8 protein-coding genes are annotated in these 12,146 nt (G+C 64.9%); 4 read left to right on the forward strand and 4 right to left on the reverse strand.

The window, feature by feature from the left end; translation table 11 throughout:
- Together ACWDU1_RS20170 and ACWDU1_RS20175 are read left to right on the forward strand one after the other, a co-directional pair.
- The coding region (locus tag ACWDU1_RS20170) for a GNAT family N-acetyltransferase (protein ID WP_450000495.1) at positions 1-714 on the forward strand (714 nt) is incomplete at its 5' end.
- 71 nt (positions 715-785) lie between these two features.
- Positions 786-1,673, forward strand: a complete 888-nt coding sequence (locus ACWDU1_RS20175; RefSeq protein ID WP_450000497.1) for a lysophospholipid acyltransferase family protein — start codon at positions 786-788, stop codon at positions 1,671-1,673.
- A gap of 99 nt (positions 1,674-1,772) precedes the next feature.
- Here the strand turns inward: ACWDU1_RS20175 and ACWDU1_RS20180 are convergent, their stop codons facing one another.
- Positions 1,773-2,357 carry a hypothetical protein gene (locus ACWDU1_RS20180; RefSeq protein WP_450000499.1) on the reverse strand — a complete coding sequence of 195 codons (585 nt, stop codon included), beginning with the start codon at positions 2,355-2,357 and terminating at the stop codon, positions 1,773-1,775.
- Between the two features lie 327 nt (positions 2,358-2,684).
- Here ACWDU1_RS20180 and ACWDU1_RS20185 point away from each other — a divergent pair, with 327 nt between their 5' ends.
- Positions 2,685-5,237 (forward strand): CHAT domain-containing protein, encoded by a 2,553-nt coding sequence (locus ACWDU1_RS20185; RefSeq protein WP_450000501.1) that lies wholly within the window; start codon positions 2,685-2,687, stop codon positions 5,235-5,237.
- A gap of 6 nt (positions 5,238-5,243) precedes the next feature.
- On the opposite strand, the gene ACWDU1_RS20190 is transcribed toward ACWDU1_RS20185, so the two are convergent.
- The 3 genes from ACWDU1_RS20190 to ACWDU1_RS20200 all read right to left on the reverse strand — a co-directional run bounded on the left by ACWDU1_RS20190 (position 5,244) and on the right by ACWDU1_RS20200 (position 10,078).
- Entirely contained in the window at positions 5,244-7,739 is a 2,496-nt protein-coding gene (locus ACWDU1_RS20190) for a CHAT domain-containing protein (protein WP_450000503.1), read from the reverse strand.
- A complete protein-coding gene (locus tag ACWDU1_RS20195; protein WP_450000504.1) occupies positions 7,732-8,514 on the reverse strand; it encodes a hypothetical protein in 783 nt (260 codons plus the stop codon). Before ACWDU1_RS20195 ends, ACWDU1_RS20190 begins: the two co-directional genes overlap by 8 nt.
- A 574-nt stretch (positions 8,515-9,088) precedes the next feature.
- Complete coding sequence (locus ACWDU1_RS20200) at positions 9,089-10,078, reverse strand: alpha/beta hydrolase (RefSeq protein ID WP_450000505.1); 990 nt, start codon at positions 10,076-10,078, stop codon at positions 9,089-9,091.
- Between the two features lie 533 nt (positions 10,079-10,611).
- On the opposite strand from ACWDU1_RS20200, the gene ACWDU1_RS20205 reads away from it, so the two are divergent.
- Positions 10,612-12,146 (forward strand): ATP-binding protein (locus ACWDU1_RS20205; protein ID WP_450000506.1); only part of this gene is annotated, 1,535 nt, incomplete at its 3' end.

Raw genomic sequence — 12,146 nt, forward strand, 5'->3', positions numbered from 1 at the left:
CGGTTGCGGTACAACGTTTTCGCCAATGAGCCCGGCTTCCGGATTCCCGACGACGGCACCGGCCTCGACGCGGACCGCTTCGACGAGCACTGCGACCACATGCTGGTGCGCGACGAGGTCTCCGGCGAATTCGTGGGCTGCTACCGAATGCTGCCGCCGGACAAGGTCGCGGCGGCCGGCGGGCACTACACGGCCACCGAATTCGATCTGACGCGGCTGGATCCGCACGAGATGCGGATCGTGGAGATGGGGCGGGCCTGTGTGGTTCCCGAACATCGCAACGGGTCGGTGCTGACCCTCATGTGGGCGGGCATCCTGCACTACATCCAGCTCACCGGCTACGACTGGGTCATGGGCTGCGCGTCGGTGCCGATGCGCAACAATCCCGAAGATCCCGCCGGCGTCAATGTCCGCGGGGTCCGCGATTTCCTGCTCGGCAAGCACGCCTGCGAGCCCGGCAAACGCGTACGGCCCTACCGGCCCGTGGTGGTGGACGGCGTGCCGCTCGACGAACTGCCGGCGCCCGCGCGCCCGAAACTGCCGCCGCTGCTGAACGGCTATCTGCGCCTCGGCGCGGAGATCTGCGGCGAACCCGCCCACGACCCGGATTTCGCGGTCGCCGATTTCGTGGTGCTGCTGGGTCTGGACACCATCAACACCCGGTACCTGGACCGGCTGCGCGGTGCCGCCGCCAACCTCGGCGGTGCGCGGTGACCACCGCGCAGCGGGCCGTGATCGCACCGGTCGAGGCGCCATCCGTGCCGGAGCCGGTGACGCACGCGTGGATGCCTATCAGCCCGTGCGTGACCGGTTGTGTGCAGCATCGCCCCGAGGTCGGCGTGATCCGGGCCGGGTTCCGTGCCGCGGGGGCGATCTCGGTGCTGCTGGCCTATCCGTTGGCTCATGTCGTGACGCCGCCGTCGCGGCGTTCGGGAGTGCAGCGGCGTTTCGCCCATACCCTGCTGCGGGCCTGCGGTATCCGCCTGCGAGTGGTGGACCGGCGCGGCGGGACCGTCGCCGCGCGGCCCCGGTTCGCGGAGCCGGATACCGCGGTACTGGTGGCCTGCGGGCATATCGGATGGGCCGATATCGTCGTGCTCGCGTCGGTGCAGCCGCTGGCCTTCGTGGCGCGCGCCGATCTCATCGACTGGCCGGTACTCGGCCGATTGGCGCGGGTGATGCGGGTCGTGCCGATCGAACGGGAACGTTTGCGTGAACTCCCCGCCGTCGTGGACCGGGTGAGTGCCCGGCTCGCGGCGGGGGAGCGGATCGGGTTCTTCCCGGAAGGCACGACCTGGTGCGGTCGTGCGTACGGGACCCTGCGTCCGGCGCTCTTCCAGGCCGCTGTGGATACCGGGGTTCCGGTGCAGCCGGTCCGGTTGCGGTATCTCGACGGGCACGGCGACCGCAGCACGATCCCCGGTTTCGTCGGCGACGATACGCTGGTCGGCTCGATCACCCGGGTGTTGCGGGCCCGTGGCCTGACCGCGGAGGTGGTGCTGGCCCCGGTCGAAGCCGCGGGCCGGGACCGCAAGGATCTGGCGCGGCGCTGTGAACGGGCGGTGCGGCAGGAGGAATTGTCCGATGCCGCACATGCCGTGCTGGCGGCGGCGGGCCGCCAGGTGAGTGCGGCGGCGGATCGCCAGGCGAATGCGGCGGCTGTATCGGCTTGATCGAAGTGAACGGCTGGATCCGGGCATCCGGATCCAGCCGCTTCGGTTTCCAGCGAACCATCTAATGATGTCCCGCTATATAACGGTAGCTTTATCGACCTAGCCGGCGCTGCCGCTACCGGGGAAACCGGCGGGCCCGGGGAGGCCGGGAAGGCCCAGCAGGGGCAGTTGCGGCAGCGCGGGCAGATGTACCTGCGGGAGCTGGAACGGGTTCGCCGGGGCCGGCGGGATGTAGGGGTTGGGCTTGTTCCAGGTCTGCGGGATGCCGCCACCGCCACCGTGGTTCTCGCGATCCCAGTCGGCGGGGGTGTCGTAGTCGCGACCCCGGCCGCCGCGGTTGTGGTGGCTGTCGTCGCGTTCGGGGTGACCGGTGTTGAACTGGTCGTTCCAGCCGTCGTAGTTCTGGCGGTTGTGGTCCTTGTAGCCGTAGTGGCCGTTGTCGTCCCAGCCGAACTCGTCGCCGTCGCCCCAGTCGTCGCCGTCGTAGGCCTGGCTGTCGTTGTCGTCCCAGCCGTTGCTGTCCCAGCCGTTGCTATCGCCGAAGCTGTGGCCGGAACCGTGGGAATCGCCGGGGCTCGCGAGAGCCGGGCCTGCGACGGCGACGAGTGGGGTGAGGGCGAGTACCGCGATCGCTGCGATCCGGGCGGCCAGACGGCGGGTGCGCTGTTCGGGATTTCGGTTCATCGGTGGGTCCTCATTCGGTCGCGCCCCGGTCGGGCGGGTGTTCGGGGCGTTCGCATTCTTGAGCGCTTATCGATACATCAGTTACCGTACCGCTGAATAACGGTACGTTCAACAGGTATGTAGTCAAGTGGGGTGGAGCGGGGGCGCCAAGAACGTTCCGGCCGGTGATGACAGTCGGGGGCGGGAAGATCAGGCCCCAAGCGGTGGCCGTCGGATCCAGGCACTGCTCCTGTGCGTACGAAACTTCCTGTGGCGGAGGGTTGCGCCGGTACGGGACCGGGGTATGCCGTCGCTGCAGTATTCTGCAGGTCCGCGGCATTCGCGCGAATGCTCGCCGGCAGCGAGATCGCAGCTCATCCGACTGGGGGCAACACAGTGAACGCTGGGAGCGCAACGTCCGATGCTATCCGGAATGCGGTCGAAGGCTCGAAAGTCGCGCCGTCATTGGAGAGCGCCTCGCGGTGCCTGTCCGCGCTGGAACAACGATTCGGCCGGGCCGAGGTGACGGCCGAGGAGGTCACGGCTGTCGCGGATGCCCTGCACGAACCCGCACTCCTGGGCGCGCTGTCCACTCCTGAGCTGAAGCTGCTGTGCGAGCGCATCGCGGAAACGAACTCCCGGGATCTGCCGGTGCGGATAGCCGCGGGACCGGTCCTGTCGTTCGCTCGGCGACCCGATTCCGTCCCGTCCGATATCGCGCTGGTCGCGCACGGCCATCTCGTGTCGACCCGGCCGGAGTCGCCGCCGCCGTCGGATATCCCGGCGGCCTTGGCGGCGATACCTTCCGATAAGGACCACGGCGAATCGGCGCTGACCGCATTGTTATCGGTGGCCCGCTATATCTCGGTCGCGGACAATCGGGACCGCCCGCCGTTCTCGGCGTATCTCGGGGCGGTACCGACCGGGGCCGCCGAAAACCTTCGCGACAGCCTCCGGAATCTCAAATCCGCATTCCCGGACGATATGGAGGATTTCCTTTCCTGCTGGCTTGACGTCCACTCCATATTGATCGAGCGTACGGACGCCCGATACGCTGCTCCGTTCTATTCGATGTGGATCGGCCATCTCCACGAGCTGCTGGCAGACGAAAGGGAGAACACGACCTATGAGTCGGAGGAGCGACTGATCGCACTCGACACCTATCTGGAGTGTCTCGGCGACCCGCGCTTCCCGCCCCTCGGGGCCGCCCAGATGGAATTCGTCACGACAAGGCTGATCAGGCTGTCGATAGAACTCGCCCGGTCCAGCCCGAGGTTGTTCTACCGTGACTGTGCTTTCATGGGCCTCTATGCGGCCATGAACTACGAAACAGCCAACTGTCCGCAGCTCGAACTCGAGTTGGCGCAAGAGTTGCGCCACATACCTTTTCCTGTGCGGGCGCCCGAGGTGGACACCCCGGATATCCGGGGCGTCGACAGCCGCGATGTTCTGGACGGGCTGGCCGACCTGACCATGGTGATGCCGGATACCGCATTGAGCGGCGCCACATTTCATGTCAGCGCCTACCTTTCCGGTGAGGTGGACGAATCCGCCATCGATGTCAGCGTTACCGCGGATCATCCGACAGTCGTCCTCCAGGGCGGCGCCGGTGACATCCGGCGTACCGGCTCGATGTTCACAGCTACCCTCCTGGCCAGTCACGGAGACTATGTCGGACGGATCTATGTGTCCTTGCTGGCGGCGAATCAACCGGTCGGTCTGATGACGCACGATGTGGTGTTTCGTGCCCCCGGGAGCGGCGTGGCGCCCCACCTCGACCACAGGTCGCTGACCAGGCTGGAGCCAGCGGAGGCGGATCTGCATCTCTTCGCGATGCGCGATCGGGGCAGTTTCGTCGTCGACCTGCTGGAAGCCGCCGATTCGCGTCCCGAGAGAGTCGTCACCATCCACATCGATACGGAGCCGACGACGTTCGTCGCCCACGCGTTCGGCGAGATCAGAGCGGCGTGGGCGAGAATGCTCGACCCGAGCGGCCAGTTCCGTAACGAGTACGACTACCTCACGCGCACATTGGACGCATTGGCGGATACGCTGTCGGATTCTCTGCTGCGGGGCCGGTTGCCGGAGGCGCTGCCGCGAATCGGTGGCAATCCTCCGACAGTGGCGATCGCTACGAACGAACCGTCGATTCCCTGGGAGATTCTGCCGACCTCACGCAGACCCGACCGCTCCTTTCTCGCCGCGGAGTGCGCGGTGACCATCATGCCGTTCGTGGGAACCGTCCCGCGCGAGTTCCCACTCGGTTCGATCAAGGTCTTCGTCCGGGGCTCGGGGGGTGGATCCTCGGTGACGTCCTCCCCGCAATTCGAGAGCGAGATATTCGATGTCTTCGGGAGCCGATCAGGGGCCACGCACCCTGTCGAACCATTCGCCATGGATCGTGACTCCCTGCTGAGCGAGTGGCGCTCCTCCGCCGGAAACCTGTGGTACATAGCTTCGCACGGGATATTCGACGAAGACGCGCGTCGGCTGCTGATCGAAACCGACGACGAGCGTGACCGTTCGATCCGGAACAGGCCCGACGGAATCAGGCTCAGTGACCTGTGCGGAGGTAACGTGCCGAAAGGCGCGTTCTTGTTCTTCAACGGGTGCAACACGGCCATCGAGGAGTTCGGTCTGTTCCGTCGGCAGAGCTGGCCGCAGCGTCTGCTGGAACTGGGCATCGCAGGCTTTCTCGGTACGAGATGGCCGGTGACCGATCGTTCCGCCACGCTTTTCGCCCGGATCTTCTTCGAAGAGTTGACTCAGGGCGGAACCATCCCGGAATGTGTACGGATTGCCCGCTGCGCCGTGCGGAAGAAGTACGGCGATCACGATATCAGCTGGGCCGCATATACGTTGTTCTGTCATCCGCAGCTTCGCGCGGTGAAATCAGGATAGTCACAGTCAGGACAGGTCGGCGGCAACAACGCAGCAATACGGAACGATATGTCGCGTCCGTATTGCGGCCGGCTCATCGGGGGACGACTCGGACGGGGCCCGTGATTCGCGGAGAAATTCCAGCTGAAGATCGCGGAGGATCGTTGCTTGGTCCGGCGGGCCGTCAGCGGCGGACGCGATGTGGCGGGCGACCAGTGCCCTGTCCAGCGCCGCGGTTCCGGCGTCCTCCGGTATCGCCCAGATGGTGGCGATCGCGGAGGTGGTTCCGCGGTTGAGGAAGCCGGTGACCATGCCGCCCCAGTCGCCGCCGGGCACCCATCCGGTGCTGGCGGACATGCAGGACGACAGTACGACCAGGGGGCTGACCCGGTGCACGCGCTCCAGGTCCCGCACGCTGAAGATCGCGCGCCGTCCGAATTCGACATGGACCTCGCGCCGGGCGCCGATGGTCCGCAAGCGTGAGTGACCGGCTATGTGGGTGACGAGATGCGCACCGTTCGAAATCCCCTCCAGTAGGGCCTGTGCCGAGTGGACGTGAGTTACGCCGAGCAGGTCGAAAGATTGCGCGCTGGTGGTCAGCGCGCCGATCGCGGCTGGTGGGCCGGGCGGATCCGGCGGACTGCCGGCCGCGCCCGGGGTCGATCGAGCGAGGAGGCTGAGCGCAGCCCCGTCGATGATCAATCGTTTGTGCACGGATTCGCCGTCGTCGTCGACCGGAAGGAACGGCCACGGTATGGCTTGGGTGAGCGGTCCGCACGGCATCACCGCGATACGTACCGGTTCGCGATTGTTGATGATCCGACTCATGATCGCCGCGCGGCAATTGACCGGCAGGCACGATGTCATCGGTGCCAGACAGTTTTCCAGCAGGGCGTCGAGCTCGTAATGGGGTGGTCCGACCGGGTATCGTTCTGTCACATCGATTCCGGCGCGGGAGAACTCCGCACGCATCGTGCGCACGAGATCGCCGGATCCGGTCAGCACATCCCAGCGATCGGATCGATCACGGTAGGCGAAACACCAGAAGTCGCCGATATCGGCCGCTATCAGAACCCCTTCACAAGGGTCTGCCGGCCCGGCCGGGGAGAGCGAGATCAGTTCGGAAGGCGGGGCTATCGGCGCGGCATAGGATTCGCTGCGCCGGAGCTGATCTGTCACGTAGTCCGCGACGTGCCGGGAGTAGGCCATCCACGCCAGCGACGCGATGAACGCGCGGGTCATCCGGACCCGCTGGGCCAGCCCCCACACTTCGTCGTAGAGGCTACCGAGTCTGCGTAGCAGCGGTTCCCGATCGGCGGGACCCGCCCGGGCGATCTGGGCGATGTACGCCAAGATCGCCGACAGACCCCATCGGAAGGCGTATTCGGGGCGTTTGAGCGTCCAGTTCTGCATCAGGGTGCGGTCGGTCGTGCACAGTTCCGCGAGATCTGAGATCCGCGCGGCGATATGGCGGGCCCGGATCAGTACTTCGTCCGCCTCCTGCGGAGTGCCCGCACGGCGTGCGAGGCCGACCAGCCGCACGGTGTAGGTGTGCAGATACAGGCCGCCGTTCTTGGTCGCGATACTTTCCAGTAGTTCGGTCGCCCGGTCGAAATAGTCGACTGCCCCGGCGACACGGCCACCGTGCATACCGATGTTGCCGAGCATCTCCAGCGCTCCGGAGAGACGTATTTTCTGACTGTCGTCCAGTTCGTCCTGCACGAGCCAATGCCGGCAGGTATCGCGCAGCAGTGCGGATGCCTCTTTGCGACGGTCCTGGTGCAGGAGGTTGGAGGCGTGACACTGTCGAGCACGGGCGAGTTGTTCACGCAGCCCGGAATCGACCGGACGTGTTGTCTCGTAGGGGGCGAGGATATCGATCGATCGGCAGTGCAGGGTCTCGGCCATCCCGGCCCGTTGCATCCGGCGGGACCTGTCTTCGAACGACGAAGCGCTGATATCGATCATGGGATGCGCGACGGCCAGGAGCTCGGCCAGCGATCTGCGATCGGTGCGGCGGCGGAGGGATCCGAACTGCTGCCAATCCTCTGGTGAAAGGAACTGGATTCCACCGGAACGGGTATTCATCAGCGCGACCACGTTCGGCGACTTCGGGTCGGGCGACTTCGGATCGTATTCGGGCATCAGAACCCATTCTCCGGCGACCAGGTCCGCGATGCCGTGCACGGATCGTGCGAAGAACTCGGTTTCGCGATCGTTTCGGCCAGGGTTTCCGATGGCATCGATGGTCTGGTAGAAGAACACTCCGGCTGTGCTTCCGAAGCCGGCCAACCGGTACCACTCGGCCGCTTCGTACGAACAAGAGATGAATTCGTCGTACCGGCGGTAATCATCGGCCAACGCTGCCGCTCGCCCCCAGCATTCCGCCGCGTTCGCTGCCCACCCGATATCCGCGAACGCCTGCGCGAGATTCCAGAATGCGGAGAGCCGGTCCAGTCCGCGGGCCCGCCAGGCCTGAACCTGTAGCGCTTTCAGTGACTTCGAGAGCCGGGCTTCAGCCATGTTCGGCGTCCACGACCAGCTGATCGCCACTGAACAGCTCGTAAGGTGTGTCACCCGAACGGATCCAGCCGCCGCTCGTATGCGGCTCGGCGGTGAGCCAGAACCCCTGGCTGTTGCAGAAGATCCGCACCAGCATCAGGGCGATACACACCGGCTCCGCTCCGGTGAGCGATACCGTGAGGCCACGCTGCGCCGCGTGCTGCCTCTCGACGTGGCCGGCCACCGCGCCGGTTGTGCGCACTGTGAGCTCGGTATCGGACTTCCCGGTGATCGAAATTCGCACCGTGGGCGCGAATTGGGCCGCGACGGCGACAAAAGCTTTCTCGCTCACCGCGAGCTGAGCGCCGAATTGTGTGTTCGTCCGAAGATCGGCGGTACGGATCCATCCATCGAGTTCGAAGAGATCGATTTCGTCGCGTGTCACATCGACGTACTCGTAGTCGAGGGTCTCTCCTCTGGCGTGCGCTCCGGCGGTGGATACGGACTGCCCCATCAGCCCGGCGATCTGATCCAGAACGGTGAGCCCCAACCCGAGCTTGACATTCTTTTCGCCGATGAACGCGGAACCGGCGACGGTGAGCCCCCGGCGCAGGTACGGCGAGCCGATAAGGCTGTGTTCGCCCTCGAGGAGGTCCTCCAAGCTCCCGAGCCGTTGATATCCGGAGGGGCGCGCGGCGAAAACATCCAGGACCGACAGCCCTGCCCGCGGCACCTGCACCGGGACGAAATCGGAGTCGGCCCAGCTGCCGCTCGCCCGCCGAGAAAAGATCCCCATCCGCCGGACTCCTTGTCAGAGAAGAATTTCGCGGTCCGACACCTATCTCCGGTCGGCCACTCGGTGTTACCGGACGTGTTCCCCTGTCCAGGGACGGACGTGGAGCCGGTACAGCCCGGCCTGCCGTAGGCCTGGACCGGAACCCGCACGACCCCGCCGGCCGCGACTACTACGACCGGAAGTAGGCCGGGTTCGCGCCGGACGGTCGAGATGTACCGGGATGTTCCGAGGTGTGTAGACGCACGCGTATGGGGTCGAGACTATGAATGGTGTATGACGTGCAGGGTCTCGGGTTGACTTCCGGTCATGAACACGAGTCCCTTTGCGATTCTGGTCTCCCTCACCGCCCTTCTGCGACCCCGGACGCCGATGTGCCACAGATATACCACTGCATAAGAGTGCGTTTCGGATGAACAACCTTCGCAGGGGAGCGCCGGCGGTCCGCCCGCGTAGGGTCGCAGGCCACCGATGACCGCTGTGGGTGCGGGGTTGGGGCCGTGCTCGGCGGCTCGGTCAGTGGGCGCTCGAACTGCTACCGCGTATGCACCCACCGGCCGGCTCGATCGCTCGGATTTCACTCGGGTACGTAGTCGCGGATATACCGCTGTACTTCTCCGAAGAAAACATCGGCCGATTTATGCAGATTCAAGCTGTGCCCGATCCCGGGAATGGTGATGACCTGTAGATCGGCGTTGGGAAAATATGGTTTCTCGAACGCTTCGAGCTCCTCGCGACAGCGATTCCCATCGAAGCCGGAGTTCAAATAGATCTGATCTTCTTCCCCTACCGCGAGCAGTACGGGAATCCTGACCTCCGTGCTGAAGCTGCTTTCCGGGGGGCCGTCCCGCCATGCTTCGAGATCGCGAGCCTCGGGCCCGGACGCGGTGTCCTTCAATTCCTCGTCTCTTGCAATGATTTCGGTATCGGCGTTTCTGAGGTTGTAGAATATCGAACGATTCGAATTTCCGTGTTCGTCTCGACCGCCCCGAGTTGTGAAATATCCTGTGTCGAGACCGCTGGCCGCAAATCTGGGGTCGTGAATCGCCGGCGTGAATTGCGCCAGCAAGGCTGGGACCGACGGGCCCTTCACATTCGTCACGCCCGTAGCGATCAATAGGTCCAGATCATTGTCCGGATTGCGATCGTTGTTGTGCACCGCGGCATGCTTCAGGAGGACGACGCTGCCGGACGAGTGTCCGACACCGATGACCCGCCGGTACCTGCCGAGTTCGCCGTTACGGAGTTTCTCGGCCAGTTGGCTCGTCACATATGCCCCGGTGTCGACGGTCACCGAGCCGCTCATCGGATGGGAGCTCGCCCCGTAGCCCAGGCGGTCAATGGCGAGAGTCGCGAATCCGGCCTCGTGTGCCCGGTCAACGTAAGAATATTCACAATTTCTCTGTGGGAAGTCCCAGTAATGTCGGTTGTAGGTGGATCCGTGCGAGAGCAGTTGGACGCTCTCGGCTCTCTCGGGACCGCGCAACACGCCCCTAATAGTTTGGTCGGCGGGGGCGCCCGGGTCCAAGGAGACAGAGACGGAGATTTCCTTGCAGGTGACTGTCACGGTATTTCCGATGCACTGCAGGCCATTGTGATGGCTGCCGATTCGGTAGCATGAACCACGCCACAAAAATAAGCTGTGGCCGAGTGCCTGTCAACCGAAAGTCGGCCGGTTCGATTCCCCTTCCGGTGATTCCGATCGGATGGTCCGATGCCCGCCGAGTCGACCACGCCGCATGCGCACCGCGCTGCCGTGAAAAAGTTTCATCCGCGTCCGGTGACCTGCGCCGGTCGACCGAAAGCGTGATGCCTACGGCTACGAACCCTGTTCGTGCGCCGAATGATTCTGCCGACGGTTCTGGATGCGTGAGTGGAGGTCGGGTGTACGAAATCGACCGGCCCTGACGGATACGTTGCCGGGCTCGGGTGGCATCCTCGAGCGTACGTGCGCCGGTTCGAGTGGGCGGGTTCGGCGAGCCCCGACGGTATCCGCGGAGTATGCGTGGCGCGTCGGGATCGCCGGAGTACGCGCAGGCACATATCGCTGCACTCGGCCCGTTATGGCCGGTTTGCCGGGCAGGGCATATTCTGAGGCTTGTGGAAGCCAGGCGTCGGGTCGACATCGCCGAACTGCAGGCCCTTCCGGCAGGCACCTTCGTCGGCCGGGGCAATGAGCTCGAGAAAATCGAGGCCCGATTGGGCTCGGTTCGAATGATTACGCTCAGCGGGCCGGGCGGGATCGGAAAGACCCGGCTGGCCGCCGAGGCGGTACGCCGTATCGGCAGGTCCAAGACCAGCAGAGCTCGGGTGTACTGGGTACGGCTGGCGTGGCTTGCTGTTGATTCCGAGCCCTCGGCGTTAATTCGGGAAATGGCGCATACGGTGGTGGGAGCCGACTTTTCCCATCGGCCGGAATGGGACACTTTAGTCGACACCCTTTCCCGGAACGCGCACACCATACTGGTGCTCGACAACTGCGAACATGTCGCCACCTCCGCGGCCCGGGTGGCGGCCGACCTCTTCGAGCGGATTCCGGGACTGTCCGTTCTGGCCACGAGCCGCGGTCCCATTGGCTGGATCGACGAGTATCTCGTTCCCGTTCCTCCCTTGACCCGAGAGCATGCCTTGGACCTGTTCCGCAGTCGCGCCGAACTCACCGGCCGGCCGGTTGTCGGTGCGGCCCAGATCGAGATCGCCGCGGATATCTGCCGTCACGTTCACAACCACCCCCTCTACATCCAACTGGCCGCTGCGAGGCTGCGCCATCAACCCTTGGCGAAAATTCTGTCCGGGCTGACCGGACGTTACGACGACAGCCGCCTGGGCTGGTCTCACGGATTCCGATCCGGCGCCGACCCCCGCCACCGCGGGGTCACCGACGTCATCGCGTGGTCCTATCGGCTGTGCACCGACGAGGAGCGCGTGCTGTTCGACCGGTTGTCGGTCTTCGCCGTCGGTTACGACACCAACCCGGAAGACACCACCGCACCCGGCGCGGACGTCGGTGCCGACCTCGATGCCATCCATGCCATCTGCGGTGACGATCCCTCCGAGTCCGGTTCGCGGCCGGATGGTGCCGTCCGGCCCGAGCAGGAAACCGAAGATTTGCTCGAACGCCTGGTCGACCATTCTCTGGTCTCGGTGCACGTGACGGCGGAGGCGGCGCGGTATTCACTGGTCGAAAGCCTGCACGCCTTCGCGGGACAGCGATTGCGCGACCGAAGCACTGCAACGGCGGACGAAGCTGCTCGCCTTGCCGCCCGGCACCTGCACTACTACCGAGACAAGATCACTCGGGCGGCCACCGACAGAAATGGCCCCGAAGGATACGACCTGCGGGGCTGGACCCGGTCGTCGTGGCATGACATCGTGACCGCGATCGAGACCGGTCTCACCACCGGCCGAGCCGATATCGGTTTGGAGATCTGTGTCGGGCTGATCTCCTTACGCGCATTCGTCACCAGCGGTTCGATTTGGGAAATGCGCCGCTGGACCCAGCGCTGCCTCGATGCTTCCTATGCGCTTACCCCTGAGCTCACCAAGCTGCAGATCGATGCGCTCACCGGTAATTCCTGGCTGGCCCTGACGCAAGGCCTGCCCGACGACGCCGCACAGATGCTCGACGAGTGCGT

Source organism: Nocardia sp. NPDC003345, assembly GCF_053589395.1.

Coding starts and splice junctions, on each gene's coding strand:
- ACWDU1_RS20195 (WP_450000504.1), bottom strand. CDS start 8,514: ATGGGGATCTTTTCTCGGCGGGCGAGCGGCAGCTGGGCCGACTCCGAT.
- ACWDU1_RS20190 (WP_450000503.1), bottom strand. CDS start 7,739: ATGGCTGAAGCCCGGCTCTCGAAGTCACTGAAAGCGCTACAGGTTCAG.
- ACWDU1_RS20180 (WP_450000499.1), bottom strand. CDS start 2,357: ATGAACCGAAATCCCGAACAGCGCACCCGCCGTCTGGCCGCCCGGATC.
- ACWDU1_RS20175 (WP_450000497.1), top strand. CDS start 786: ATGCCTATCAGCCCGTGCGTGACCGGTTGTGTGCAGCATCGCCCCGAG.
- ACWDU1_RS20185 (WP_450000501.1), top strand. CDS start 2,685: ATGCTCGCCGGCAGCGAGATCGCAGCTCATCCGACTGGGGGCAACACA.